Source organism: Pseudoalteromonas sp. CH_XMU1449-3 (assembly GCF_037027245.1).
GTDB classification, from domain to species: domain Bacteria; phylum Pseudomonadota; class Gammaproteobacteria; order Enterobacterales; family Alteromonadaceae; genus Pseudoalteromonas; species Pseudoalteromonas shioyasakiensis.
Genome location: NZ_JAYMDY010000001.1, coordinates 235,927 through 261,063 on the forward strand (window position 1 = coordinate 235,927; position 25,137 = coordinate 261,063).

Here is a 25,137-nt window from a genome sequence, read left to right on the forward strand (position 1 = left end):
GAATTGGAAAAAGCTCAGCTATTGCTTTATAGCTGAGCTTAACGCTTTAAATTGCAACTAAGCTTTGCTCAAGCATTGCTTTAATTTGCTTAACAATTTTAGCTTCAGTTTCTGGCTCAAATTGCTGAATACGTGGGGTGTGAATATGCCCAGTAGGAATGTCTGAATTAAGCTCATCACGTAGGCGAATACTACGATACGAAATTTCATTTGATAAGTAGCCGCCGCCACCGCCTTTTACTGCAATCGCACCTTCTAATTCTTTAAGTGATTGTGGCTCAAATGCTTTTTCAAGCGTAACGACTTTGTGATTGTCGTTGATTGGGAATGGCCCTTTGGCTTGTTGCATCTGCTTAACTGGTAAGCTGAACGTTACAAACTCATTGCCTGGAAGAGGGCGGTCGTTAAGGCTCGAAATTTTCGGTGCAGTGGCTGTGCCGCCATACACAATATTGGCGTTATCGGGCGCCGTTACACTACGGCGTTTACCTGGAAAGCGTTCAAGATCAAAGTCTTTACCGCCCATACTAATAGTGGCAATCATATCGACATTGTTAAGTGCGTAATATGGCGCAAGTAATGATTCGATAATACCTTGGTCAAAGTCTTCGTAGCGTACTGGCACCATCACCGTATTGATCTCGGCGCTTATGCCATTGTAATTAATCACTTGGCCATCAAGTAATAATGCTGCAACACCGGATGGGTTACTTTGATTAATATTTCTATCTAATAAGAATGGATCAAAACCTGTAATTAAAATGCGTTTGTCGGTTTTTTTACTGTAATCAAGGTCGGTGCGGCCACGGCTGCCATTTTCAAGCATAGTTAATAACACGGTTTGTTCGCTGTCGGTCATTGCAAACTGGGGTTTGCTGGTACGAATAATCTTGCTTGAAAGTAAACGCGCCCAATACAGTTCACGGTCGTCGAAGCTATTGGTTTCAATGATACGTGCTTTGGCGTCGCGCCATAATTGTTTGGCGTAAGCATCAATAAGATCACTTGCTTGCTGATAACTTGTGGCAGCTTGCCACTGTTTTTCAAATTGCTTTACTTCATCAGAAAAAGCATTTAACACCTTTGGCATGGCTTTGCTGGCTTTTTCAATACGCAGTTCTTCAACGGTTAAATTGGCTGCAAATGCAGTAAATGACGAGGCGATTAAGCCGGTGGCAAGTAAAACTTTTTTCATGATTATCCTATTTAGTTACAGCTCGTTTAGTAGGCTTGCGTTAACTATCCTATGGATAAATGCCGAGCGCAAATAAAATCGCTCAACACAGAATTTGAAAAATAATGAATTAAAGGAGATAGCGCTTTTGATCAAAGTTATTTCTCAAAGGAAGGGCTTTTAATGTTCGATATTAAATAATTAATTATCGTTTTTCGATAATTTTAGTTTGTTTTTTAACTTATCTAGTGCCATAGTAGTTTTTTTACTAGAAGGATCGTGAAAATGAAATTTGGTTCTATTGCAGTGGTTTCGCTGATTGTGCTGTTATTAACTGGTTGTACGACAATTAAAGTTGAGGAATCTCACTTTTTATATCCTGATAAAAAAATAACGATGCAGGAAATACAAAGTGTTAATGCCACCGCCAAAAAGCAGGAGATAACTTTAAACACCGATGAGGGTACTAGACTTAAGGGGACCCTTATTAAAGTTGCAGATGCTCGTGCTACGGTCATTTACTTCGGTGGTAACCAGTTTCGCGTTAGTGCCGCAGGTGGGGAACCTGCCAAGCTACTTTTACCTTTTCAAGTTAATATTTTAATGATGGATCATCGTGGTTATGGGCTTAGCTCTGGAGTACCTAGTGTAGCTAATCTGCAAGCTGATGCATTACAGGTATTTGATTATGTAAAAGGCAGATCAGACCTAAATACTTTGCCTGTGGTGATCCATGGTCATTCTTTAGGAAGTATGATTGCAGGTTATCTTGCCAGTCAGCGTAACGTTGATGCTCTGGTACTCGAAGGGAGTGTGACAAATGTTGAACAGATGACAGCAGCACGAATTCCGTGGTTTGCTAAACCGTTTGTTAGTGTTGAGTTTAGTGAAGAGATTAAACAAGTCGATAATTTAAAAGCGTTACAAGTTTATCAAGCACCGCTATTAATAATTACCGGTGAAAAAGACACTCAAACTCCACCTGAGTTAGCTAAATCACTATATCAACATGCAAAATCTCAGCAAAAGCAGATTTACATTGCAAAAGGGAAGCATCATTCTAATGCGTTAACAGGTAAGCTGTTAGCGACTCATTATGAGCAACTTCTAAAACAAATAACACTGAGTAAATCGTCATGAAAAAAATTGTTTGGATGAGTTCGTTTATCCTAAGCCTGCTAATTTTTACGCTTATTAGCTTGTTAGTAACAAGCATTATTGTGCTTTTCAATGACAGTAATGTTTTAAGTTTTACACAAAGTAATGGTGCGCATATGTGGATTGGTCTTGAAGTCAGCGGCTCTTGGCAAGGAGTAGCACAAACATTAAATGAGCATGGTTTTGATAGTGTTTTATGGCTTGGTCTTGTGCAATTGCTACCGTTTATTCTGATCAACATAATTCTGATTCGGTTGTTTTTACTTTACCGACGTGGATCCTTCTTCGCTATTGAAAATATACAATGTTTTAAATGGTTAGGTGGCGTATTATTGGCGCAATTTGTACTAGTTGTGTGCTACCCGTCACTACTTATAACTCTTCTTAACTTGGCAACAGGATCAGATATCGTAAGGGTCGTGGCTATACAAGATACTGATATTATAGGCTTAGTGATGGGATTAATTATTTATGTTATTGGTTGGATCATGGGTCAAGCGCAGCAGCTACAAAAAGAGCAAGAGTTAGTGATTTAATGGCGATTATTATTGATTTAGATGTAGTGTTAGCTAAGCGAAAAATGAAGTCTGCAGAATTAGCTGAAGCGATAGGTATTACGCCACAAAACTTATCAGTTCTTAGAGCTGGGCGAGCTAAAGCTGTGCGCTTTACGACCTTAGATGCAATTTGTAAGCACTTAGGTTGCCAGCCTGGTGATATTCTGCGTTTTGAGGATGACTAGCGCAAAATAAGCTTTGTTTGTTTAGTTTGAGAGTTTTTTAATAACTTGCGGTATTTTGCTGGGGTGATGTGCATTATTGCTTTGAATTCTTTGATTAAATGAGGCTGATCGGTAAAGCCACATTCAAGTGCAATATCTGCAAAGCTTATTTCAGGGTTGTCTTTAATTGCTTGTTTAGCAAGTTTTACTCGGTAGATACGCTCAAAATACTTAGGGGTGACGCCACATTGATCCTTAACTTGTCTTTCGAGCTGGCGTTGACTGAGTGGAGCAAGTTGGTAAGCAGTTTCGAGTGGCGTTAACTCAATAAGGTTACGGATTAGGTGTTTTGAGTGCCTGTTGCTGTGGTTAATGTTTTTATTATCAGTAAAGTGGCGGCTAATAAGTGCAACAAACGCGGCTAAGTTGGCTTTATTTTGCAGATCTTCGGCAATTTCACATAGGGACTGTTCTGCAAGGAGTGGGTGAGCATTACGCTTTAGTTCAGACAATACGGTTGGGTTAAAACGAATACCACAAAACTGCGCATCGTGTGAAAATGTGACTTTAGATGCTTGAGTCGATGTTTCTTGCACTGCATAAGGGGCAGCAAGCGGCTTGTCATCAAGTAAAACTTCACCAGCAACAGGAAACATAAGCCCTGTGGCACCATCGCAGGCAAGCCATTGCTCTCCTTGAGAGTGCGCTGTGGCATACCAAATGGCTTGTATGCTATCGGCAAGATTGCCCTTTGGGGTCATTAATTCGAGCGTTAAATGGTTACTCATTAAACTTCACAGCCTCTGTCGATAGCGAAAGTATCATCAATTGTATGGCGCCGTGTCAATTTTTAGTCCAAATCTAAGCTACTTTTGGGCTGTTATTCGCACCCTGTTTTTAATCCTGCTATGCTACGCCTATTAGCAATCACTGAGTATTTGAGATGATTAACGATAACGATGTAATTGAAACCTTAGACGAGTTAGAAACATTTTTACGCCTAGTTGAAACTGGCGGTTTAGGGCTTGAGAATGTAACAGGTGTTGCTCTTGCAACCAATAATAGTGATGGCCGCCCATTTATTGCGGTACTTGATGATAAACATCAACTTTTACTTGGCCGTTACGTGACTAGTGAAGTGTATGAAAACGGTAAAGATATGGTGCGTTACGGCACTAAAAAACCGCATTAATCATTACTGGTTACGAGTTAAAGTGGGGCGAAGACGCCCCATTTTTATTGGTATTCGGCAAGCTCTCTGTGAAATGCTCATTACCAGTTCACTAGGAATGCATAATTGATTAGCGAGCGTGTCTAAGTAGTGTTTAGAGATTGCTTGGTTTAAATCAATCCTGATTTATTTAAATTACCCACTAACTTTTGTAAGTCTTTCATTGTTCTCTCCTTGCAGTTATGTGCCCAGACTAGGTGATTTAAAATGAAAAGGAAACGAGATAAATGTTACAAAACACATCAGCTAACAATTATCTGCTTTAGGTACTTATCTTTAGCTTGCTTAAAATACACCCAGTACTATAAGTTAGGGTTTCTGTTTAATTAATAATAAGGAAAAACTCATGGCAGATAATTACACACCACCTGAAGCAAGCCTTCAGATGGCATCTGAAAATAACTCAGGGCAGGGGAAGGTAGACGATTTACCCGAGGGCATTAAAGGCTTTAGTTGGGGCGCTTTCTTGCTAAGTTGGATTTGGGCAATTGGCAACAGCACTTGGATTGGCTTATTGGCCTTAGTGCCTTATGTTGGTTTTATTGTGTCGATTTATCTGGGTTTTAAAGGCCGAGAAATGGCATGGCAAAATAAACGTTGGGATAGCGTTGAGCATTTTCAACGAGTACAAAAACAATGGTCATTTTGGGGCGTGTTGATCATTGGTGGCATATTTTTATTGGGTATTGTAGCGGCGATAGCTATCCCTGCTTACCAAGCCAATGTCTAACTTATAAATAGAGCGAAAAGCCAGTATTTACTGGCTTTTTTTATGCCTGAAATGGTCAAAATATGGGTTTAATTACTTACTGAGTTATTATGTTTATCATTCTTTGTTTTATGATAATCGTAAAATAAAGTTTGACAATCATAAATCCGCTGTGTACTTTTTAGACTATGAAAATACGAATCAACCTAGATATAGAATTGGCAAAGAACAAAATGCAGCTGAAAGAGCTATCTCAGCGCATTGATATTTCTATGACCAATTTATCATTACTAAAAAACGGAAAAGTGAAAGCGATCCGCTTTAGTACCCTTGAAGCTATTTGTGAAGAGCTTAATTGCCAACCCGGCGATATTTTGGTGTACGAACGCGATAGCGAATAACTTTCAACGCAACAGGATTTTGGAGGGCATATGCTCAACCGTGACTATTTACTACCCGGCATAGCAGCAGGATTACTCGCTGTCATTTTTCCCATGTACTGGATTTCAGTATTTGGCGAAACACTCGATGGCTTAGGAGAGGCGGTTAAGCTTGATTTACAAAGCTTAAATTTTTCAGACCTTGTGTTCGTGCTCATCGGTGCACTTGAAATTTACGTGTACCTGAGTTTACGCAAGGCACTAAAAGATATGTTTGATGTTGAAGGTGTACGCATACTGTTATGTGTGTTGGCGGTGTTGGTATTAGCTTTTCATGCCACTGTGTTATGTGATGTTTATCTTGCCGTAGCTGGTGATAAAGCATCGAATGATGTAGTAGAAAGTATTTCAATTATTGCCATGGTGGTCTCGGCTGGGAGTTTAGGCTTGTATGCCTTAGTAGGTTTGATCACAGCCGCGTTATTACTAACAAAGCGCCATGGAATGTCATCGTTGCTAACGGTGTTTTCTATCCTATTGTTGCTAATGTGCATCTTACAGCTAACGGTGATTTTTGCTTACTTGAATGTGTTTTTATTCCCAGCAGCATTATTAATTTTAATGGTGTTCTTTATCAAAAAACCTGAGCAAATCGAAGTGATTTAACAGCGCTTTGTAACACAAGGAATAGGGTATGAGCTGGTTTAAAACGATTCTGTTAACGCTATTTTTGTCATTTGTTTGGGCTGCTACCTGTGTATATGGTGGTGTCAGTGGTTGGTTTTTAAAACCCATTGCCGAAACGGGCAATACTGAGCAATTTATTGCTAATAGTCAGGTACTGATTGCCAACAATCACGCAAACATTGCTTATGTTTTGATTGAAAATGGCCAAGTGGTTTTTCAAGATTACTCAAAAAGCAAAGATGAAATAACCGCAAATACTCTGTTCCCAGTGGCGTCACTCAGTAAATTTATTACCGCCTATGGCGTGATGACTCTGGCAGAGCAACAACAAATTCGTTTAGATCACGCGATTAATGAGCAACTGACGGGCTGGCAGTTACCTGATTCAGAGTTTGGTAATCAAACTGTTAGCCTTGCTCATCTGTTGTCTCATACTGCGGGGCTTGGTGATGGTTTAGGCTTTGCTGATATTGAGCTAAATGAAACCGTACCAAGCTTGCTTGCGTCGCTAAACAAGCCGCTATCATCAACGGGTGTGCGGGAAATTAAAGTCACCAAGCCTGTGGGCGATTTTCAGTATTCTGGGGGCGGCTATTTGATGCTGGAGCTGCTGGTAGAAGAAAAAACGAATCAACGCTTTGCAACTTGGATGGCTGATAACGTCTTTAAGCCAGTCAATATGACTGATGCTAGTTACGATGTACTCACTGAGTTAGATAACATCGCACCTGCTTATGATAAAAGCGGGCAAGCTGCGGGGCATTTTCAATACGCATCGGCAGCGGCAACAGGCTTACTGGCAAGTAGCCATGACTTAATCGCTTTAGTGCAAGCATTAACATCACCTCAAACAGGGCAGTTAAGCCCGCAAATGATCAGTACCATGCGAGCGCCTTTGGCAATTAGCTTAGGCGCACCAATTTGGGGGCTAGGTACCATGCTTTATGCACCAACAGCATCGGGAGATTTTGTGTTTGGCCATGATGGCGCGAATGAGCCAGCAATAAATAGCACACTTCGCATCAACCCAGATAACAATGATGCAATCATCGTACTTAGTAGCGGCGGTGAACATATTGCATCAAAGCTCGGTTATGAATGGACGCTTTGGCAAACCGGTTACCCCGACTTTTTAGCGTTTGATGTTGCCTTGCAAAGTGCTTTTGTACCTTGCTTAATAGGCCTTGGCATTATCTTGATAGGTGTGCTTTTGGTGCGTTTCAAAAAAGCGAAATAAGCAATTGATGTTAGGTTTAAATTATTTTTCTGCTTTACCCTGTAATTAGTAGCATTGTCATTGTTCATTAACGTGAACAGCTATAGTATTTGCTTTACATTGATTATTCAGGGTAGGGCGCATGTTACGATTTTTTTCTATAGACCAAGGTGTGATCACAGAAACTGAGCCAGCTGTTGATACACCGCTTGTTACTTCTATTAAAAATGCCCACTGGATTGATACCATAAATCCGACCGAAGAAGAACGGCAAGCGCTGGCAAGCACGCTTAATATCACCTTACCCGGTGCTGATGATGTTGAAGAAATCGAGGCCTCTTCCCGTTGTTTTATCGACCATGAAGGCTTGCATGTGCATGCGCTTTTCATGTCACCAAATGAAGGGCGCTTTAATACGGTAACCGTGGCTTGTTTACTACAAGACAACTGCTTGCTGACAATCCGCGATGATGAACTAGCCGATTTTCGTCTTTTACGATTGCGTGCTCGGAAAGGGCAGGTAGCGTGTGATAATCCAAAGCAACTTTTGGTGACTTTATTTGACCAAAAAGTCGAAAACCACGCTGATATGCTTGAAGACATGCATCACCAGTTAGAAAAACTCAGTGCCTATGTACTTGAAGAGGATGACTCAGACTTAGAAGAAGCTGTTAGTCGAATTTCGCGCCTTGAAGATAATAACGGTAAAGTGCGTTTATGTTTGATGGATACGCGCCGGAATATCTCGTTTTTACTGCGCCACCTAGGAGCGCCGACAGAAGACCGCGAATCACTACGTGAAATTGTACTCGATATTGATACCCTTATGTCTCACTGTACATTTTTGTTTGATAAGGTGAATTTTTTAATGGACTCGACTCAGGGTTTTATTAACATCGAACAAAACCAAATTATAAAAACCTTCTCTATTGCCTCAGTGGTGTTTTTACCGCCGACCGTTGTCGCCAGTATCTATGGGATGAATTTTAACAGCATGCCTGAACTGCAATGGGCATGGGGTTACCCGTTTGCAATTGGCATTATGTTGCTGTCTGGCTTTGCACCTTACTTGTTCTTTAAACATAAAGGTTGGTTGTAACAAAGCATAAAAAAATACATATAACTAAAAATTAGATTAAAAGATTAGAAAGCCCAGTAAAAACGTAGCTTGCGAGGTGGTTTTCTAACTTTTATCTAATTTCTCTAATTTTTCACTAACTTTGACAGTGAAACAAGAATGAGACAAACGCTAAAAGTTAGATAAATCCTCACTGTAATTTATCTAACTTTTAACTTGATCTTTATACTCCATGATAAGCCGCTCAACAGCAGGCACTAGCGCAGTCGGTATGCGCATTGCTTTACTGTTGTTTTACATTAAAGTTTGAAACTAGACATTAATAACTAGAACTATGACAATAAAGATCGAAACTTTTGATTTTTCGTGGTTTGTGCTGACAAGGTTTTGCCCCAAAGCAATTTAGATTGTTTACTCCACTCAAGTATCTGTTCCAAATAAGCCCTAATTTTTGTTATGTTTGGTTCATGGCAAGGATCATTGATTTTCCTTATTGTTTTCAATAAAGATTTTATTTAGTGGGCTTACAGTACCCGCAAAATGTTCGCCAATAACATGGGTATAGATTTGTGTCGTCGCTACATCTGAATGTCCTAATAGCTCTTGGACTGTACGAATATCTTGCCCCGAGCGCAGCAGTTCGGTAGCGAAGCTATGACGGAAGGTATGGCATGTTATTCGTTTATTAAAGATTTTAGCCTGTTGCACCGCTCGTTTGAGAGCCTTTCTTGGTGCAGAATCGTGTAAATGATGCCGACAAAGCTGATTAGTCAGTGGGTGCCGACAGATGCTTAAAGAAGGAAAGATAAACATCCAAGCAATTTGTTTAAAAGCGTTCGGGTACTTTTTACCAAGGGCGTGTGGAAGCGAGGGACCGATGCCTTGTTTGATATCTTCTTCTTGTATTTTTGACGCTTTCTGAATTTGCAATTGAAGAGAACCAATTAACGTTGGGCTAAGTAAAGTTACGCGATCTTTTTTCCCTTTCCCATCTCGCACGGTTAAAGATAGGTTTTGTAAATCAAGATCTTGAACTCTAATTCTCAAACACTCATTAACTCTAAGTCCAGAACCATACAACAGAGAAAAAATGATGTGATTAACACCAGAAAGGTGTGACAGTATCAGTTGGACTTCATTTGGCGTAAGTACGCTCGGAACCTTGCGCTGCTTTTTAGCATAAGTAAAACCTAGATCACCAAGCGGTCTTTGTAAAAACTGGTTGTAAAGGAACGCAATCGCATTAAGCGCGACTTTTTGAGTGTTGATAGCGACGTGTTGTTCATTAGCAAGATAAGACAGATAGGCTGTTACCTCAGTCGTTCCCATATCTTGAGGATGCTTTAGCTTATTAAAGCGAATGAAGTATTTTATCCAGTATATATAGGCCTTTTCTGTTTTGAGGCTATAGCCTCGCATTCGCATGTGTCTACGGATTTCTTCAATGAATTTGCTTGCCATTCCCCACCTCCCAAAACTGTTTTTTTATACAGTTTATTGGTGTTAGAAGGAGTTTGAGTATGAAAAATGGCTTGTTTTATCAGGAGTAGTGGCTCATTTTGTCGGTAGAGCAATTAGTAAGTCGTTGTTAATAGGTAAGTTGAAGCAAGAACTCCCCAAGATAACATGCCACGTAAAAAGTGATAACAGGCCGGCTCGTTTTTATGTGAAGGTAAAATAATAAAATTTATGTATATTCTTTATTTTTTAATGGTTTATGTTAGATTGATTGTAAGTTAGGTTGGAGGGAAAACGAGCCGGCCTGTTATTAAGAATGTTAGCCCTCAGGAGGAAAAATGAAAATATCCATTATGGCAGCTGTTTCCGAGAATGGAGTAATTGGCTCTGGATTGGATATACCTTGGCATGTATATGGTGAGCAGCTCCTGTTCAAAGCTATGACTTACAATCATTGGCTTTTAGTCGGTCGTAAAACTTTCGACTCAATGGGTAAACTTCCGAATAGGAAATATGCTGTGGTTACTCGTACTGAAATGGTCTCGAATGATCCTGATGTTGTTTATTTCACAAGCGTTGAATCGGCTTTAGCTTACTTAGACAACACGACAACACATGTCTTTGTTTCTGGTGGTGGTGAAATTTACAAAGCATTAATCGAACAAGCAGATGTTATCCATCTTTCAGTGATTCATAAGCACATCTCTGGCGACGTGTTTTTCCCTTCAGTTCCACAGAGTTTCAAGCAAACATTTGAGCAAAGTTTCAGTTCAAATATTGATTACACGTACCAAATTTGGACAAAGGGCTAACAAATTGTTCAAGAGGGATTCGCAACGCGTGGCATTTTTACTATGCGTTAGTTTTAGTGTTTAAGGTGGTATGCGGCGGCATCGGTATTGCGTTACTCACCCCTTAACAAGGCGTTAGACATCATGAGGGACTCAGTGACCGCCGAAATTTCGACGCAACTATCCAAGGTGCTTAGTGTTATCGAGCACCATCTGGAACCGACGTTGCTTGCCGTACATTTGTACGGCTCCGCAGTGGATGGCGGCCTGAAGCCATACAGTGATATTGATTTGCTGGTTACTGTGACCGCAAGGCTTGATGACACAACGCGGCGAGCTTTGTTCAACGATCTTTTGGAGGTTTCGGCTTTCCCAGGCGAGAGTGAGATTCTCCGCGCTATAGAAGTCACCATTGTCGTGCACGAAGACATTATGCCGTGGCGTTATCCAGCCAAGCGCGAACTGCAATTTGGAGAATGGCAGCGCAATGACATTCTTGCGGGTATCTTCGAGCCAGCCACGATCGACATCGATCTGGCTATCTTGCTAACGAAAGCGAGAGAACATAGCGTGGCTTTGGTAGGTCCGGCGGCGGAGGAACTCTTTGATCCAGTTCCTGAACAAGATCTAATCAAGGCGCTGAATGAAACCTTGAAGCTATGGAACTCGCAGCCCGACTGGGCCGGCGATGAGCGAAATGTAGTGCTTACGTTGTCCCGCATTTGGTACAGCGCAGCAACTGGTAAAATCGCGCCGAAGGATGTCGCTGCCAACTGGGCAATGGAACATCTACCTGCCCAGCATCAGTCTGTCTTGCTTGAAGCTAGACAGGCTTATCTTGGGCAAGAGGAAGATCGCTCGGTCTTGCGCGCAGATAAGTTGGAAGAATTTATTCACTTCATGAAAAGCGAGATCACCAAGGTGCTCGGCAATGATGTCTAACAATGCGTTCAAGCCGATGCCGCTTCGCGGCACGACTTAACTTCGGCGTTAGCTGTACGAAACCTCAGCCTCGGAAAGTGCGGAAAATCCAATCAAGGAGAAAATTATGCAAGAAATAATCAAAAAAACCTTTGGCGGCCTTTCCGCTCAATACTATATCCGCCAATTATTCTTTGGATCCCTATTTGCAGCCCTGATAATTTATGTAGTAATCAACGGTGGAAAGCCTATTCAATTCAGCATGATTGCGCTGCTTGCAATCAACACACTTCTTTATCCTTACTCGCGTTTTGTCTATGAGAGCGTTGTCGGCTTTATCATGGGAAATAACGTGTTCTTTGTAAATGCCATACTCATGATCATCGTGAAAATATTTACAATGCTGCTTTGCTGGAGCTTTGCAATATTTATTGCCCCTATTGGGCTAGCCTACCTTTACTACCACCACAGCAAAACCGCCAGCTAACAACTGGCTCAAATCGTTCGCTTCGCTCACTGGGACGGGCTAAACCCCGCCCCTTAGCCAAACGTTACTTTCCCATACTTCAGTTAATCCGTTACCTCCTAATTTACTAAAATATATAACTCGTTTTTGTCCAAAAATGAGTTTCGAACTTTGTTGTCACCATTTCGTTGGATAAGCACGTTGATTAAGTCTAAATATCACTCTTTATTATTACTTCTTTGCTATTCCGTCACGTAGTATTCAGTCCTGCATGAGAGAAAAGTTTCAAACTTTAATGTCCTCCCACATTTACTGCCTTCGCCTTTTTTACAGCCTGCATTATTACGTCTAACACCATGTCCCAACGACCAATTCCCTGTGTCTGCCATGTCCATTTGACCAGCAGGGGAATATTTATCTTTTTCCATTAATAATATCCTTTTGAATAGTGTTACACATTTCAAGTTGTTTGATTTTTGTTACGCTTTTCAAACCGCGTTATTTGGGAAACGGCTTCACGTTAGATATCTTGGTTGCCGTTTTATGGCGGTGCAACTCCCATGTTAATTGAGCTACCGATGTTGCCATAACTTTCATCTCTTGTTTGAGCTGGTCGTTTTCCTTGCTTAAGCGCTTATTGCGCTCTTTATGCTCATCCAGCTTTTTCTTATCTACCTGCTTTTTCCCTGTACCAGCCTTAGACTGCTTTGCCAACTCTGGGTTAGGATGGTATCGAGCCTTCTCCGCCATCACCATATCCAGTATTGCAGGGTGATTCTTACAAGACCCATTACCCACACCAGCCCTTTTTTCAACGGCAAACGGACTGATTTTTTTACCTTCTTTTTTAAGTGCCTCGAAGGCGTTAAGCAATTTGGTTCTAACATCTGCCATTACAAAGCTCCCAAGCTAAACTGTTCAAATTCTATGTCGTGGTCACGCATGACTTTTTCTGCCGCCCGTATGTCCGTCAGCTCACGCGCTAAGGTGTTTTGGTTATAAAACCCCATCTCTTTCATTTGCTGAATTTTATGACCGATACGTTTATGCCTTTCCTGCCAACGCAAGGCTTCCTCTTGGTTAATATTGAGGTTTTCACAATCCCGACCCACACAATTGGACGGTTCAAATAAGTGAGCCATGCTACACTTAAAACCAGCAAAGCACCGACCAAAGCCCATTGACTTATTCGCCCCTTTGGTCTCTTTGGCAAGCTTTTCAAATTGCTCCTCGGTCAACACCTTTGGATCGCCCTCAAACGCCTTCATAAACCCACCCGATTGCTCTTCTGGATGGTCAATCATGTCTCGCAAATAGGCTTTGTGGCTTTCCATTTCAGCCTCTTCTACGGATTTTTTCACATTAGCTGGGTTCTCTATACCTAGTAGCGTTAATACCTCAGCATGACTGGCATAAATCGCAGTCATGGCGAGGCTGATATGCTTAAACTGATGCTTTAATGCAGCAAGTGTCACCAAGCCATTGCCAACCACAAAATGGGCAAAGGTACGTCTTAATGAGTGCGTTGAAAAATGCCAATAAAACGAACCATCTTCCCTTGTTTTAATAGGGTTGCAGTTGGTAGGCACGACAGGGTTAAGCAAACGATACACCTCATCCATCTCATCGGGGATATAAGTAATATCAAGGTGCTTTGAGTAGGCTACAAAAAGACTTTGTAAATTTGTTTTATTAAGAACAATATCGGCTAATTGGCGGCTAATATTACCCACACCGCTACCATCGAAACTAAAGCGTGGTGAGCTGTGAATATCACCTTTCACAGACCGATAATCATCATTTAATACCGTTAAGATTTCGAGTGCTTGTTTACAGATAGGGGCGCACGCCCACGCATCTTCTCTAGGTAATTTTTCTAACTTGCGAGTCCATGAGCGCAGCGTACACAACGTCACACCATCAAGGTCAACCTCCTTGTACGAGGTTGAATCAATTTGTGTTAATTCGCTGACACGCATCCCAGTGAAGGCCGATAGACTCATAAAGCAAGCAGCCTCCATCACCTTGAACTCATCAACAGCTTGGCGCTCTGTTATTTTGTATTTTTTAGCGTAAGCCTTTACATCACACAGGTCTTTTAGCTTGCTGTAAGCTGTTTCCACATCCTTCACCAAGCGCCCCATCAGTTGCTCATAAATCACGGGTATAACGGTGGGATAATGCCCCTGGCCTGTGCTGGAAAATTGCTTGGCAATATGGCTTAGGCTCTTCCCTTCGGGGATACCTAACCTAAAATGCCGATTTTCTGGAAAGTGTTTGTTGAGTTGAGTTAGGACGCTCAAGGCATCTAATCGGATCTTGACTGATTTTTCACTAAGCTTCTTTAACTCATGAAGCAGTTGGCAAAAAACTAATTCATTAGATAATAAGGTAAAAGACCCTACGGAGGTTTCTTTAAATATTCTCAACACAGTACCTGTAACCTCAGCAATTCCATGACACTGGCTAAATTTTCGGAAGGTATCACCGTCCATATTAAGCAAATCGCCCTTAGCGCCCCAAATCAAAAAATAGATGCGCTGCTTTAACTCAATAAGCAGTTCAGGCTGATGCTTCTCTGGGAAGAAATTTATCCGATATTTTGACTTCGTCTCTTGCGTAAGATTGAAAAACGCATTGAAATCCCATACATCATCACCGAAATAGGATACAGGGTTACCGTCTTTATCAATGCTCACCACCGTACTATCATTAGGCATGACAAACTCGCCTGACTTGCTTGGTGATGGCAGTGCATACTGTTCAAATTTATTGGTATCGAAACTGACGCTATACATTACTTAGCCTCTGAATATATCCATAACTGAGTTTTCATCCCATAACGGGTGACACTCCCGCTCTAACAGCTTTATTGCTGCCTTTAAATGGGACTTTTTGAAGCGAGCCTTGAGTGCATTCAACTCTGCTTTGACTTCACCAAAATTGGTAATGAAGTGCTCAATATTCTGGTGTGCCAACATCGCTTCATTCAATCGCTTCTCAAAAGACAACAATCGCCAAATATCATGCGGGTCATCGACCACCCCAAAGTTGGTGCAGATAAAGCATTTCACAACAAAGCCGCACCCTAAGTCCCCCTTATCGTCATCAGAGAGTACATTGCTTTTCTCTATGCTTTTTTGAAACTCCTTTTTCTGCGGGGTATCCTCACCCTTACAAAAACCACCGTTTAAATTCTTAACAACACGCTGCGCTTCGTCTTTTTCTTTTAAGGCTTTCCACTCATCCTGAGAAATGACTTCACCCGATGCTAGTTTGGCCTTAGCTACTGCGACAACCGTTCCACCTGTTGGGTTTTGACCCACATGATGCAACGCCGTTAAACCAAGCGCCAGTTGGCTCCTTGCTTCGTCTTTAGAAACTTTGCCATACTTGGCGTTATCATATGTCCTAGGGGCATTACGAGTATTCGTTGCAGCTTTATCTCTCCCCAACTTTTGCTCTGCATACTGCTTTATGGATGACTTCAAAAGATTGGTAGTCAAACGAAAATCAGGGTTATTGCATATCAGGTCTTGAATACGCTTGGAGTGTTTCGGTAAGTAATCTTTTGCATAGCCACTCAGGTTATTATTTGTTGGTGCATTGCCGCTTGTCTTTCTGAATAGGAAGTGCTTATCTAAGCCTAGAGAGACAGAATGTGCCTTTGAGAGCGCAATATGCGACTCAAAGAAGCCCTTACAGGACGCTCTTGGGGTAAATGAGCGCAGCTCAACGCTATTACCACGGGTTTTAAACCCTTCGATGCTGATACGACCTGCACCCGTTTTTTTGCACTCCCACTCATCGTCCAAGAACATACTCAGGGTTTCAGTTTCACCCGTCCCCAGATAGTAGATGGTCAAAAAAGCGGCATTATAAACCAGCCTATCAAACGCAAGCTTTCTTTGAGCTGGAGTTAAATACTCATCATGGTAACGCTTCAGCAAGGCTTTTCGGTCAGTCAGCAAGGCAAAAGCAATCGAACGTAATTGCTTTGCGGTATAATTGTCGGAGTCTAACGAGGCTGAACTGGTACCGAGATTGCGAGCTGCTTTTGGGATTACGCCAAAGCCAAACTTTTTACAGATGGAGTTTAAATTCGAACCTAACCAACCGAGCGTCTTTGCACTGACGGGTTTGCCGTTTAACCCCATTCCCTTGCTTGCCATTGAAAGGTAGGCTGCATGGATGTACTGAGTGCAAGCCTCTGGTGAAAATTCAACTTTGGACTTACCATCTTGGGCACCAAACGCGTGGCGCAAAACATTTCGGACAGTCTTAAATTGCTCCACCTTTGTAGACTCGCGCCACCCTGACTGCTCAAATTTAGAAATCAGTAACCGAATATGTTTATCCGTGGCATACGTTTTAAGCTCTTTAAAATCAATAGTGGAGTCGCCTCCCTGGCAGTTTGTCCAAACATACTTCCACTTTGTAATATTGGCTAGGGTATTATCCGTCACCATTTCATTCGTGGGTATTGAGCGGTAACTACGAGCGTTTTCCTTGCTGTCAGTGGTAATAGCATCCGTCACGATAATGTTTCATCCTCTAGCAAGTTCATGGTGATTTCAGGCACTAGATTCTTTTCAGGATTGCCCTCGTAGTGTTTGAGGTACAACAATGTCGTATCTAAATCCTTATGCCCCATTTCATCCTTGAGCATGGTTAACGCTTGCATCATCGTCAGCCCATCAATGTTCGCCAACGACTCAAGCTTGTACGCCCCAAACGTGGCTCTACAATCGTGCTCCTTATGTTTGAAGTGCGGATTGCTGTTTTCCTGTATAGCAGATCTCAGTTTACTCCACTGCGTATTGATACTTTGGGTGGTGAACATATCACCATCTTTATTGATAAAAGCAGGTGCATCCACATCACCAGTATTCATGAAGTACAATTTTTTCCTTGCCAGATAACGTTCGCCTTGATGGTATTCATTTATCTTTTTCATCAACCATATTGGCATGGAAATTTGTCGGTCAACGTCATATTTAGTTTTACATTCATGAGATGGCCCAATCCAAATACCTGTGAGTGTTTTACCTGCAAACCCTTTTGGAATGGCAAAATGCTTTGGTTTTATATGAGTCAGTTCAATAGAGCGCAGGCCAGAGCAAAGGGCTACTGATATCATCAACCGAAACTCCAATGACAAACCATTGCAGCGCCAATTATCCCGAATATGTTTAAGGTCTAGGTCGTTGAGTGGCTGTAAATTAGTTTCTCTTGACTCACTACGAATAGAGCAATCAGTAATGACCTGACCATACTTTGTTGTACCAGTTACAGCGAAGGGCAAATCCGAAATGTAACCATGCCGATAACAGAAAAGATAGAATCGCCTAACTACCGATAACGCTGTTACAGCTACAGAACGTTTTATATTCCCTTTTTCTATCTCACCATCCAAAAAGGCTCGGTAAAGAAAGATTGGATAGCGTTGTAACTCTTCGTTTTGGTCATTCCAAGATAGGTGGTTAGCTTGTAGATATCGGTAGTAGCGCAGCATATGAAAACATGTGGGCTTTATGTCTTTAATCCCTTCTACAATACGACGACTCATTATATAGGCATTCGGCTCAAACACTGGCTTACCATCATTGGTGAACAGCATGAGAACACCTTTAAATGACATTGGCTTATTAACACTGAAAGAGATTGGTTCTTGTTCGGCATCAATAGAAACAGAACCTATGTCGATAGTATCTTCTGTCTCAATGAGGTGATAGAAATGTTCCATGTTTGATTAACCTTATATAAATCTAACTTTTAATATAAGTGTTAATCTAATTGTATCAATTGTTATTTTTTAGATGTTAATCTAATTATAACTATTAGTACTGTTAGTTGAATGTAAAAAAGCCCAGCAAATGCTGGGCAAGGGGTCTTCGGATAGACCTAGGGGGTTTAACCTTTCAATTCGCCGGTAGACGATTCGATATGTGCACGAACAAACCATTGGAATTGTTCTAAGTCAGCCAGTTGGCCGGTGATCATATCTTCAGAAACTGGGTCTAGCTCACCAAGCTTATCGATAGCTGCACGGTGGTCTTTATTAACACCGTTATACACTTTATCAAGCGCTGTTAGGTGGTCAGTAACTAAGCCTTTACCAATTGAATAATCTTGCCAAGTACGGCGTTCTACAATTGATTGTGGTGTGCCAACAGGTACGCCGCCCATAGTTGCAATACGCTCTGCAATCGTGTCAGTCATCTCTTGCACTGCGCTTACTTGCGGGTCTAACATTTCGTGTACACCAATAAAATTAGGACCAACAACATTCCAATGAATGTGTTTTAAAGTGAGGTGTAAATCGATTAAAGCGACCATGCGCTGGTCTAGAATAGCAATCGTGTCAGCTGCAGCTTGGTCTTTAACACCGGGTGCTGTAAATTCTGCGATTTTTGATGATGAATTACTCATTACTCCTCCGAGATTATCTATAAATTTCCTTTCGCTTTTAAATTAAAAAGCGTGTGTAGTTATATAGAAGCAAGCGTTGTGCCTAAAATGGATTTTTCCTTAACCTTATGAATTTAAATGTTTAATTTAATTTTGTTTTGAGGTGGGGAGGTTGTGGTGAGGTATGAGTATGAAAACTCTGCACACCTTCTGTAAAAAATTCAGTGTGCAGATACAAAGTTACGACTTAAGAAAGTAATGCAGCCGCTAAACGAACAAAGTCAGATGAAGTTAGAATGCCCACTAGGTTATTATCTTTATCAACCACAGGCATGCAGCCATGACGGTTTTCAACAAAAAACTTAGCAACTTCGTGAAGCGGTTGCTCTGGCGAGATACTGGTAAAATCGGTAGCCATAATATCAACTACTTTAGTTTGCTTTTCTTTGCGTTCAAGGGCGCTGGCGCTGTAATTAGCCATGATATTCATTACCTGAGCAATCATGATTTTTTGCGTTAACATGCCAACTAAGCCACCGTGCTCATTGATCACTGGAATATGACGGACATTCTTCTCTTTCATTAGATTATGAGCATCATGCAGGGTATTTTGCGCACTTATGGCGAATGGGTCTGGCGTCATCAAATCACTAACTAGGTGTGTCATGGCTACATCCTTACAATTAATCAAGTTGTGGTAAGTCTAGCGCTTATCGAGTTAATTGCACTTTAGTGAGATCAAAGTTTTAGTGATTAACGGTGCAAGTACCTGCATTATTTTGCTGACAATAATGAAAGTCTAAATAATAGTGAGACTTAGCTGGTCGTTCACCTTTAGTGAGGTATTGATACATTAATTCTGCAGAAAGTCGGCCCATTTCAAATGGGTTTTGACCAATATTGGCCGATGATAATCCTTGCTGTAATACTTCTAATTGCATTTGCTCAGTATCAGCAGAAACGATCACCACCTCTTGATTGGCAATGCGTTGTTTATGTTTAGCAATCACGTTTGCATAGTTAGAGTTAAATTGAGCAAAACCCGCTACCGCTAAAAATAGTGGTGGATTTTCAAGGTTAAGCAGTTTGTCGAGTTGACCGAGGGAGACTTCTCGCTTGCCTAAGCTATATAAAGGGCATCGATCAAACTCACTCCAGCCATTTTCACCGCTTAAACGTTTATCTTTTTGCCCAGATAACGCATAGCGAACACCTTCAATGCGCTTGTTTAAATTAGGTGTTGTTGAGTGCCCTGATTGAATACAAACTTGGTTATTTTCTTTGTTGGTGAATTTTTTTAATTCGTTACCTAAGGCCACACCATAGTCAAAATTATTGGTACCCACATAGGCTAAACGGTACTGCTGATCTTCCTCAAGCAGATCAGAGTCAAAAGTGATCACAGGAATGTTGTTATCTTTAAGCTTTTTTAATGCTCTTTCAACAAGGTAATTGGAATCTGTGGTTGCGATTAATAAACCACTAATGTTGTTTCTGCGAACTAGGTCGGTGATCACTAATACTTGCGTGCGAATATCTTGAAAGTCTTTGGGGCCGTCGTAAATACATTCAAAATCGAGATGCTGTTTTGCAAATTGCTCACACCCTTTAAAGGCTTGCTGATAAAAGCTATCGTTTTTGGTTTTACCCACAACAGCTACCACATATTTAGCCTGAATTGGCAGGGCAAAAAGCCAAAAACTGGCACACAAAAGTACCCAGTTTAATTTAAAATTTAATAATACTTTTAAAGGCATAGCACTACATATTGCAAGTTAAGTATAAGCACGAGCTAATTATAGTGGCAGAGTTCGAATTTACCAGTCAGCATTTGCATCAATCAACTGGCTTTAACATATAATGAAAAAGCCTTTTTAGGGAAGCGGCTATTTTTGCTACCTTTTATGACTCAAATGGAGTGGCTATGAGCATATATAAATACTGGCAGCAATTAACAACACTTTGGCAAAAGGCCGCTTTTTTATGGGGGGCTTTTTTTATTCTATTTAATGCATATTGCTTTTTTTGGCGTCATTTAATTGCGGGAGGCCAATATCAGTTTATTGACTCACAAATTTTTTGGCTTAAAGAGTGGGGGGCTTTATGTACTTTAAATATTGTTCTGGTGGCTTTTGTTGATTTAAAAGCCAGGATTAATAGTAACTTATTTGTTTTTGTTATTATGTGCGCAGTGACTATTTGTTCTTTGGTGATGTTACGTATTTTTGTTGATTACTCTTTTTATGGCTATGCAATTGCGGCTTCATTCATTCAGCTTTTACCAAAGTACTTAATCGCATGTTGTTTGGTATTGGCTTTATGGCGAGTATGCAGCATGTCGCTCTTGTCAAAAGCAAAGAACGACAAGCCTGAGAAAGGTCTATCTGAATATATTGAAATAAACCATAAAGGGGTTATTAAGAGACTCTCCCCAGAATCAATATTATTTATTAAAGCTGCCGGTAACTATGTAGAAATACAAACATTAGCCGAATGCTTTTTAAAAAGAGAGACCATCAAAAACATTCAAGCTCACTTACCTTGCAATGAATTTAAGCAAGTGCACCGCAGCTACCTTGTAAACTTAGCCCATATTGAAGATTTTAATCTTCATAAAGCAAATGCAACTTTACAGATGAAACTAGGGTTTAGCATTCCTGTTAGCAAAACTTTTAAGCCAGCATTAGCAAATGTATTAAGTGAGCCAAGTGTATTCGTCACAGAATGATGAGTTTCGTCACAATCTCATTTAAAACAAAAGCTTAATCTTTACTATTGAGTCATGAAAACAGTTTTTAAGGATAAAGTTCATGACAATAAAGACACAGAAAACACATAAGTTTTTGCATTGGCTCAGTGCGCTATTAGTCATTAGCGTACTTGTTTTGGGTTACTACATGACCTGGGTGACTGACTACAGTTTGTATCATTGGCATAAATCAATTGCGGTGATCATTGCCATCGTCTGGCTGTTAAGAATAGTTTATAGGCTCTATCAGCCGTTTCAATCTACTGTACAAACAAGCTTAACTAAGTGGTTGCATTTATATCATTGGGGCTTGCTAATCTTGCTAGCTGTAATGTTACTGTCTGGTGCTTTTTATAGTGGTTTCGGCGGCTTTGGTATTGCGGTTTTTTCATGGCAGTTAGTGGCTAGTAATTATAATGAAGCGGGTCAGGCCGTTGCGTCAAGCGCCTGGTTAAGCGATTTTGGCTGGCAAATTCATATTTTATCTGGGTATGTGTTATCAGCTGCTCTTTCAATCCATATTTTAGCGGCGCTTAAGCATCATTTTATAGATAAAGATGCGACCCTAAAGAGTATGCTTTAAGCGTTTATTTTAATTTGGTTTCGACCATTATCTTTCGCCTCATAAACAGCTTTGTCTGCGCGGTTTACTAAGCTTTCAAAGCTGTCATTTGACTGCCAGTTGGTTAAACCAAAGCTAGCGGTGACAGGTATACGGCGCTCTTGATAAGCTATTTGACTGCCTTCGATGGTTTTACGAAGGCCTTCTAAAAATTGTGTCGCTGACTTGATGTCGGTAGCAAAGAACAACAGTAAAAATTCTTCACCGCCGAGCCTGCAACATAAATCTTCTTTTTTCAAATGGTGTTTCATTAGATCAGAGAAAACTTCGAGTACTAGGTCACCGCCATCGTGCCCGTAACTATCATTAATACGTTTGAAGTAATCAATATCAACAACACAAGCAAATAAGCTAGAAGTTTGGCTCGGGCTGAATAGTTGCTGCTGTTCAATAATGAATTGTAGTCCGCGGCGATTGTAAAGCCCGGTAAGTGGATCTTTTAAAGACAGCTCCAAATAGCGTTTTTTTTCATCCACTAACAGGGTAGTGATGAGACCAAGGCCAGTCATAACAAACACGGTTGCATGGGCAATAACCGTGAGAGAGTATAAGGTCGCTAAGTTGTGTTCATGGGTAATAATACTCAGCTGCGAAATAGGCACTAAAAGAAGAATACACTGCGCCATCGACAACACTGTATTACCTATGTTCTTCTCACATACAGCACGCTTTGTTGTGTAGTAAATAAGTGCAGGTAGAACGCTTAGCGTAAAACAGGCTTCAACAAGGGCAAGTTGATTTATATTTTGAGTAAGGAGGGCAAATACAGAAAAAATAGCACCATGCGCAATGATTATCTTATTAAAGCGGCTGGGTTCATCATGGTTATAAATGGATAATTGCAGTAATGTCATGGAGATCATATAAATCACCACACCAGAACGAAAACTTGGCGTAAGGTCTAATAAGTCTTGGATCCAAAGCCATGCAAAGCCAATTACACCAAGGTAAAAAAACAGGTTAAATAAGTAAATCGAGCGGTTATTAAAACTACTGCGCATCAGGCGCGTGGCTATAATGGAGCAGGTTACTACCGTAATGAGTAAGAAGACAAAAAAGCCGTGGTAAAAGTAATTCTCTACGTTACTAGCCATGAGTCACACTGAAAAGCTCTAGGTAAATAAAGCTTAGCACAGGAAAAATTACTCACCTTTAAATCCTATCTATGATTCAAAAATGCTTTAATCGTTAGTTCATTTATTGATAGCTAAGCTTTAAATTTTTAAAGAAGCTACTGCAATGAAAACATGTTTATTTTTAGCCTTATTATTTTGCTCTGGGTCGGTTTTGGCTAATAGCGTCTGTGGTGGAACGACTGCCAATGGCTATGTACGCAATGCAGTAAAACTACCCAGCAAGGGTGATAACTTTACCAGCTTCAGCAAAGTGGCTGAGCTGGCAGGGCGTACGTATGTTCATTCGCAGGTAAAAAACATTATTGTTGATGCCTACCAAGCGCTCCAGAAATCCCATCCAGATAAACGATACAAATACGCTGAAACGGGCTTAGAAAATGGCGGGAAATTTAGCCCGCATAAAACCCATCAAAATGGTTTGTCGGTTGATTTTATGACACCTGTTATTAACGAAAAGGGGCTATCAGTTCATTTGCCTACACATGTGTTTAATCGTTTTGGCTACGATATTGAATTTGATAAACAAGGCCAGTTTGAACAGTTTAAGATTGATTATACCGCTTTAGCAGCTCATATCGTTGAGCTGCATAAATCGGCTACAGTAAAAGGCTACGATCTGTGGCGTGTGATCTTTGACCCAACCTTGCAGGCTGGGCTTTATAAAACTAAGTATGCCGACTATTTAAAAGAGCATATTCAGTTTTCGACTAAACCATCCTGGGTGCGACATGATGAGCATTACCATGTCGACTTTTTAGTGCCGTGTGAAAAATAGTCTTTAATTCATTACGGTTAGAATTGTTTATTAGATTATACGGTTTTAGTGAACAAGCAGCTGAAAGCTGATAAAGTACGTTGCGCAAAACATGGATGTTTCAACTTGTGCCACTTTTAAGTAAGTCCCTCACGTTTTCTTTAAGAAAAATAGAATCATGCCTCTGTTTGTATTTAATATGCTTAAAGCCTCACTATGCACATAGCTTAAGCATTTTAATTTAGAATTTACTATTAAATATAGAATTTAAAAATATGAAAAAATTAATACAAATCTTTGCTATTTTATTCTTTGTATCAACTTTAGCTGCTTGTATGACAACTTATAACCCTGTTCCACAAGGGTATCAGGGCGAAACTGCAACTATAAATGACACCTTCAGAACCATGGCAACTAGTACAGGACGGTTCTTTTACTTGAGTAAAGTGAATGGCAAAGATGTCAATAACGCTATTAGGGCAACAAACCAAGCTACTTATGGACAAGGTATGGTTCTGTCACCTGTTGGGTTTAGTCGAAAAGTACCAGCAGAGGAAATGACACTAACACTAGTAGCGCAGGTCCATCATGCCGCACCTATTAACTATATGTTTAACTCAGGAACGAATTACATCGTTACAGGTGATGTATCTTTTATTCCAGAAGCAGGGCAAAGCTATCTAGTAAAGGGGTATTTGAGTAGTGACTTTTCGTCTGTTTGGCTTGTAAATAGCGCTGGTGAGCAAGTATCTGATGCTGTGGTTTTAAAAGGTGATCCTGATAAGAATGCAGCTGTAATAGCCAAATTAGTTAAGGGCAAAGTTGTACTTCCCGAGCCGCCAAAAACGCAAGCGACTATTAAAAAGCAGGTTGCTATCACAACAGAGTCATTTGATAACCCATTGTTTTTTCTTGAGCAGGGACTGAGTGCGGAAGCTATTATTAAGAAGTTAGGTGAGCCTGATCATATTCGTTATGTTGAAAAAGGCTTTTTTAATAACCAGCCTGAAATGCAGATATTTCATTTTACAGATCTTGGCAGTGTTCAAATGGTTAAGTCACCTGCAGATGGGCAGTTTTATTCAAAGTTAACTTATAATGTTAATAGCCAAGAACATTATCAGTTTGTTGATGTAGTGAACCAAGCTAATGGTACCGAAACTCAAATCCTTGGTAAGAAATTTTATAATATCGGTGTTTACAAAGAGCAATACCTAGACGCATTAGCGAATAAGCTATGGCAAAATAAATATACTGTCGATGGGCGTATGCTAGATGGTGTCGCGTACTATTGTAAAATTATTGCCAATGCACAATCGATGCGTTACCAAGCTATGCTAAAAAACCTTGTTGCAGATAAAGATGTTCCTTCAAAGTTACGTCGTCATTGTAAAGCGGCCAAAAAAGACATAGACAAATTAAAGCTCGCAACTGTTGAGCAGTTTGAATTTATGTAGTTTAGTTCCAAGCCAATT

General features: G+C 40.6%; 28 protein-coding genes. 16 read left to right on the forward strand and 12 right to left on the reverse strand.

Translation table 11 applies throughout. The features are described 5' to 3' along the window. Window positions 1-46: 46 nt before the first annotated feature. The gene (locus WA256_RS01035; RefSeq protein ID WP_335988371.1) at window positions 47-1,195 is read right to left on the reverse strand and encodes a hypothetical protein; all 1,149 of its coding nucleotides are present in this window, start codon (window positions 1,193-1,195) and stop codon (window positions 47-49) included. Between the two features lie 264 nt (window positions 1,196-1,459). Between WA256_RS01035 and WA256_RS01040 the strand changes: the two genes are divergently transcribed. From WA256_RS01040 to WA256_RS01050, 3 genes are read left to right on the forward strand one after another with little or no spacing between them, the layout of a single operon-like run. Beyond that, entirely contained in the window at window positions 1,460-2,314 is an 855-nt protein-coding gene (locus tag WA256_RS01040; RefSeq protein ID WP_335988373.1) for an alpha/beta hydrolase, read from the forward strand. Beyond that, window positions 2,311-2,868 (forward strand): DUF2975 domain-containing protein, encoded by a 558-nt coding sequence (locus WA256_RS01045; protein ID WP_335988375.1) that lies wholly within the window; start codon window positions 2,311-2,313, stop codon window positions 2,866-2,868. The genes WA256_RS01040 and WA256_RS01045 overlap by 4 nt, the downstream gene beginning before the upstream one ends. Beyond that, complete coding sequence (locus tag WA256_RS01050) at window positions 2,868-3,074, forward strand: helix-turn-helix domain-containing protein (protein ID WP_054560721.1); 207 nt, start codon at window positions 2,868-2,870, stop codon at window positions 3,072-3,074. The genes WA256_RS01045 and WA256_RS01050 overlap by 1 nt, the downstream gene beginning before the upstream one ends. Here the strand turns inward: WA256_RS01050 and WA256_RS01055 are convergent. After that, a complete protein-coding gene (locus tag WA256_RS01055; RefSeq protein WP_335988379.1) occupies window positions 3,071-3,841 on the reverse strand; it encodes an AraC family transcriptional regulator in 771 nt (256 codons plus the stop codon). The two genes, WA256_RS01050 and WA256_RS01055, sit on opposite strands and share 4 nt — an antisense overlap. Before the next feature lie 155 nt (window positions 3,842-3,996). Between WA256_RS01055 and WA256_RS01060 the strand changes: the two genes are divergently transcribed. The 6 genes from WA256_RS01060 (at window position 3,997) to corA (ending at window position 8,375) form a co-directional block, all read left to right on the forward strand. Continuing rightward, window positions 3,997-4,245, forward strand: coding sequence for a hypothetical protein (locus WA256_RS01060; protein WP_054560719.1), 249 nt, complete (start codon window positions 3,997-3,999; stop codon window positions 4,243-4,245). Between the two features lie 385 nt (window positions 4,246-4,630). Further along, window positions 4,631-5,014: a hypothetical protein gene (locus WA256_RS01065; protein WP_055021296.1), complete on the forward strand. Its 384-nt coding sequence runs from the start codon at window positions 4,631-4,633 to the stop codon at window positions 5,012-5,014. Window positions 5,015-5,181: 167 nt separating this feature from the next. After that, a complete protein-coding gene (locus WA256_RS01070) occupies window positions 5,182-5,394 on the forward strand; it encodes a helix-turn-helix domain-containing protein (protein WP_054560716.1) in 213 nt (70 codons plus the stop codon). Window positions 5,395-5,424: 30 nt separating this feature from the next. Beyond that, entirely contained in the window at window positions 5,425-6,039 is a 615-nt protein-coding gene (locus WA256_RS01075) for a hypothetical protein (protein WP_335988385.1), read from the forward strand. Between the two features lie 28 nt (window positions 6,040-6,067). Next, on the forward strand, window positions 6,068-7,297 hold the full coding sequence (locus tag WA256_RS01080) for a serine hydrolase domain-containing protein (protein WP_062565022.1): 1,230 nt from the start codon (window positions 6,068-6,070) through the stop codon (window positions 7,295-7,297). 121 nt (window positions 7,298-7,418) lie between these two features. After that, window positions 7,419-8,375 carry a magnesium/cobalt transporter CorA gene (gene corA / locus WA256_RS01085; protein ID WP_062565023.1) on the forward strand — a complete coding sequence of 319 codons (957 nt, stop codon included), beginning with the start codon at window positions 7,419-7,421 and terminating at the stop codon, window positions 8,373-8,375. A gap of 456 nt (window positions 8,376-8,831) precedes the next feature. Here corA and WA256_RS01090 read toward each other — a convergent pair whose 3' ends face one another. Continuing rightward, the gene (locus tag WA256_RS01090) at window positions 8,832-9,815 is read right to left on the reverse strand and encodes an integron integrase (protein WP_222760222.1); all 984 of its coding nucleotides are present in this window, start codon (window positions 9,813-9,815) and stop codon (window positions 8,832-8,834) included. 335 nt (window positions 9,816-10,150) lie between these two features. Here WA256_RS01090 and dfrA46 point away from each other — a divergent pair, with 335 nt between their 5' ends. From dfrA46 to WA256_RS01105, 3 genes are all read left to right on the forward strand, one after another. Next, a complete protein-coding gene (gene dfrA46 / locus WA256_RS01095) occupies window positions 10,151-10,624 on the forward strand; it encodes a trimethoprim-resistant dihydrofolate reductase DfrA46 (RefSeq protein ID WP_101905916.1) in 474 nt (157 codons plus the stop codon). 123 nt (window positions 10,625-10,747) lie between these two features. Further along, window positions 10,748-11,545 (forward strand): ANT(3'')-Ia family aminoglycoside nucleotidyltransferase AadA13, encoded by a 798-nt coding sequence (locus WA256_RS01100; protein ID WP_001424636.1) that lies wholly within the window; start codon window positions 10,748-10,750, stop codon window positions 11,543-11,545. A 106-nt stretch (window positions 11,546-11,651) separates the two neighbouring features. Further along, window positions 11,652-12,011 (forward strand): hypothetical protein, encoded by a 360-nt coding sequence (locus tag WA256_RS01105; RefSeq protein WP_105903770.1) that lies wholly within the window; start codon window positions 11,652-11,654, stop codon window positions 12,009-12,011. Window positions 12,012-12,232: 221 nt separating this feature from the next. Here WA256_RS01105 and WA256_RS01110 read toward each other — a convergent pair whose 3' ends face one another. From WA256_RS01110 to WA256_RS01145, 8 genes are all read right to left on the reverse strand, one after another. Then, complete coding sequence (locus tag WA256_RS01110; protein WP_335988401.1) at window positions 12,233-12,418, reverse strand: hypothetical protein; 186 nt, start codon at window positions 12,416-12,418, stop codon at window positions 12,233-12,235. A 70-nt stretch (window positions 12,419-12,488) separates the two neighbouring features. Then, the gene (locus tag WA256_RS01115) at window positions 12,489-12,884 is read right to left on the reverse strand and encodes a hypothetical protein (RefSeq protein WP_335988403.1); all 396 of its coding nucleotides are present in this window, start codon (window positions 12,882-12,884) and stop codon (window positions 12,489-12,491) included. Next, entirely contained in the window at window positions 12,884-14,788 is a 1,905-nt protein-coding gene (locus WA256_RS01120) for a site-specific integrase (protein ID WP_335988405.1), read from the reverse strand. Before WA256_RS01120 ends, WA256_RS01115 begins: the two co-directional genes overlap by 1 nt. Window positions 14,789-14,791: 3 nt before the next feature. Beyond that, the gene (locus tag WA256_RS01125) at window positions 14,792-16,528 is read right to left on the reverse strand and encodes a hypothetical protein (protein WP_335988407.1); all 1,737 of its coding nucleotides are present in this window, start codon (window positions 16,526-16,528) and stop codon (window positions 14,792-14,794) included. Continuing rightward, on the reverse strand, window positions 16,525-17,736 hold the full coding sequence (locus tag WA256_RS01130) for a site-specific integrase (protein WP_335988408.1): 1,212 nt from the start codon (window positions 17,734-17,736) through the stop codon (window positions 16,525-16,527). The genes WA256_RS01125 and WA256_RS01130 overlap by 4 nt, the downstream gene beginning before the upstream one ends. 167 nt (window positions 17,737-17,903) lie before the next feature. Further along, the gene (gene dps, locus WA256_RS01135) at window positions 17,904-18,422 is read right to left on the reverse strand and encodes a DNA starvation/stationary phase protection protein Dps (RefSeq protein ID WP_054551887.1); all 519 of its coding nucleotides are present in this window, start codon (window positions 18,420-18,422) and stop codon (window positions 17,904-17,906) included. 226 nt (window positions 18,423-18,648) lie between these two features. Beyond that, window positions 18,649-19,068, reverse strand: a complete 420-nt coding sequence (locus WA256_RS01140) for a CBS domain-containing protein (protein WP_054551886.1) — start codon at window positions 19,066-19,068, stop codon at window positions 18,649-18,651. Between the two features lie 79 nt (window positions 19,069-19,147). Beyond that, a complete protein-coding gene (locus WA256_RS01145) occupies window positions 19,148-20,158 on the reverse strand; it encodes a substrate-binding domain-containing protein (RefSeq protein WP_062565024.1) in 1,011 nt (336 codons plus the stop codon). 167 nt (window positions 20,159-20,325) lie between these two features. Between WA256_RS01145 and WA256_RS01150 the strand changes: the two genes are divergently transcribed. Beyond that, window positions 20,326-21,129, forward strand: a complete 804-nt coding sequence (locus WA256_RS01150) for a LytR/AlgR family response regulator transcription factor (protein ID WP_269407475.1) — start codon at window positions 20,326-20,328, stop codon at window positions 21,127-21,129. An 82-nt stretch (window positions 21,130-21,211) separates the two neighbouring features. Beyond that, window positions 21,212-21,733, forward strand: a complete 522-nt coding sequence (locus WA256_RS01155) for a cytochrome b (RefSeq protein WP_304637472.1) — start codon at window positions 21,212-21,214, stop codon at window positions 21,731-21,733. On the opposite strand, the gene WA256_RS01160 is transcribed toward WA256_RS01155, so the two are convergent. Next, the gene (locus tag WA256_RS01160; RefSeq protein ID WP_335988412.1) at window positions 21,730-22,773 is read right to left on the reverse strand and encodes a GGDEF domain-containing protein; all 1,044 of its coding nucleotides are present in this window, start codon (window positions 22,771-22,773) and stop codon (window positions 21,730-21,732) included. The two genes, WA256_RS01155 and WA256_RS01160, sit on opposite strands and share 4 nt — an antisense overlap. A gap of 238 nt (window positions 22,774-23,011) precedes the next feature. Between WA256_RS01160 and WA256_RS01165 the strand changes: the two genes are divergently transcribed. Beyond that, window positions 23,012-23,683: a penicillin-insensitive murein endopeptidase gene (locus WA256_RS01165; protein ID WP_130166906.1), complete on the forward strand. Its 672-nt coding sequence runs from the start codon at window positions 23,012-23,014 to the stop codon at window positions 23,681-23,683. 254 nt (window positions 23,684-23,937) lie between these two features. Further along, complete coding sequence (locus tag WA256_RS01170) at window positions 23,938-25,119, forward strand: hypothetical protein (RefSeq protein WP_130166907.1); 1,182 nt, start codon at window positions 23,938-23,940, stop codon at window positions 25,117-25,119. Window positions 25,120-25,137 lie beyond the last annotated feature (18 nt).

Coding starts and splice junctions, on each gene's coding strand:
- WA256_RS01035 (WP_335988371.1), bottom strand. CDS start 1,195: ATGAAAAAAGTTTTACTTGCCACCGGCTTAATCGCCTCGTCATTTACT.
- WA256_RS01040 (WP_335988373.1), top strand. CDS start 1,460: ATGAAATTTGGTTCTATTGCAGTGGTTTCGCTGATTGTGCTGTTATTA.
- WA256_RS01045 (WP_335988375.1), top strand. CDS start 2,311: ATGAAAAAAATTGTTTGGATGAGTTCGTTTATCCTAAGCCTGCTAATT.
- WA256_RS01050 (WP_054560721.1), top strand. CDS start 2,868: ATGGCGATTATTATTGATTTAGATGTAGTGTTAGCTAAGCGAAAAATG.
- WA256_RS01055 (WP_335988379.1), bottom strand. CDS start 3,841: ATGAGTAACCATTTAACGCTCGAATTAATGACCCCAAAGGGCAATCTT.
- WA256_RS01060 (WP_054560719.1), top strand. CDS start 3,997: ATGATTAACGATAACGATGTAATTGAAACCTTAGACGAGTTAGAAACA.
- WA256_RS01065 (WP_055021296.1), top strand. CDS start 4,631: ATGGCAGATAATTACACACCACCTGAAGCAAGCCTTCAGATGGCATCT.
- WA256_RS01070 (WP_054560716.1), top strand. CDS start 5,182: ATGAAAATACGAATCAACCTAGATATAGAATTGGCAAAGAACAAAATG.
- WA256_RS01075 (WP_335988385.1), top strand. CDS start 5,425: ATGCTCAACCGTGACTATTTACTACCCGGCATAGCAGCAGGATTACTC.
- WA256_RS01080 (WP_062565022.1), top strand. CDS start 6,068: ATGAGCTGGTTTAAAACGATTCTGTTAACGCTATTTTTGTCATTTGTT.
- corA (WP_062565023.1), top strand. CDS start 7,419: ATGTTACGATTTTTTTCTATAGACCAAGGTGTGATCACAGAAACTGAG.
- WA256_RS01090 (WP_222760222.1), bottom strand. CDS start 9,815: ATGGCAAGCAAATTCATTGAAGAAATCCGTAGACACATGCGAATGCGA.
- dfrA46 (WP_101905916.1), top strand. CDS start 10,151: ATGAAAATATCCATTATGGCAGCTGTTTCCGAGAATGGAGTAATTGGC.
- WA256_RS01100 (WP_001424636.1), top strand. CDS start 10,748: ATGAGGGACTCAGTGACCGCCGAAATTTCGACGCAACTATCCAAGGTG.
- WA256_RS01105 (WP_105903770.1), top strand. CDS start 11,652: ATGCAAGAAATAATCAAAAAAACCTTTGGCGGCCTTTCCGCTCAATAC.
- WA256_RS01110 (WP_335988401.1), bottom strand. CDS start 12,418: ATGGAAAAAGATAAATATTCCCCTGCTGGTCAAATGGACATGGCAGAC.
- WA256_RS01115 (WP_335988403.1), bottom strand. CDS start 12,884: ATGGCAGATGTTAGAACCAAATTGCTTAACGCCTTCGAGGCACTTAAA.
- WA256_RS01120 (WP_335988405.1), bottom strand. CDS start 14,788: ATGTATAGCGTCAGTTTCGATACCAATAAATTTGAACAGTATGCACTG.
- WA256_RS01130 (WP_335988408.1), bottom strand. CDS start 17,736: ATGGAACATTTCTATCACCTCATTGAGACAGAAGATACTATCGACATA.
- dps (WP_054551887.1), bottom strand. CDS start 18,422: ATGAGTAATTCATCATCAAAAATCGCAGAATTTACAGCACCCGGTGTT.
- WA256_RS01140 (WP_054551886.1), bottom strand. CDS start 19,068: ATGACACACCTAGTTAGTGATTTGATGACGCCAGACCCATTCGCCATA.
- WA256_RS01145 (WP_062565024.1), bottom strand. CDS start 20,158: ATGCCTTTAAAAGTATTATTAAATTTTAAATTAAACTGGGTACTTTTG.
- WA256_RS01150 (WP_269407475.1), top strand. CDS start 20,326: ATGAGCATATATAAATACTGGCAGCAATTAACAACACTTTGGCAAAAG.
- WA256_RS01155 (WP_304637472.1), top strand. CDS start 21,212: ATGACAATAAAGACACAGAAAACACATAAGTTTTTGCATTGGCTCAGT.
- WA256_RS01160 (WP_335988412.1), bottom strand. CDS start 22,773: ATGCGCAGTAGTTTTAATAACCGCTCGATTTACTTATTTAACCTGTTT.
- WA256_RS01165 (WP_130166906.1), top strand. CDS start 23,012: ATGAAAACATGTTTATTTTTAGCCTTATTATTTTGCTCTGGGTCGGTT.
- WA256_RS01170 (WP_130166907.1), top strand. CDS start 23,938: ATGAAAAAATTAATACAAATCTTTGCTATTTTATTCTTTGTATCAACT.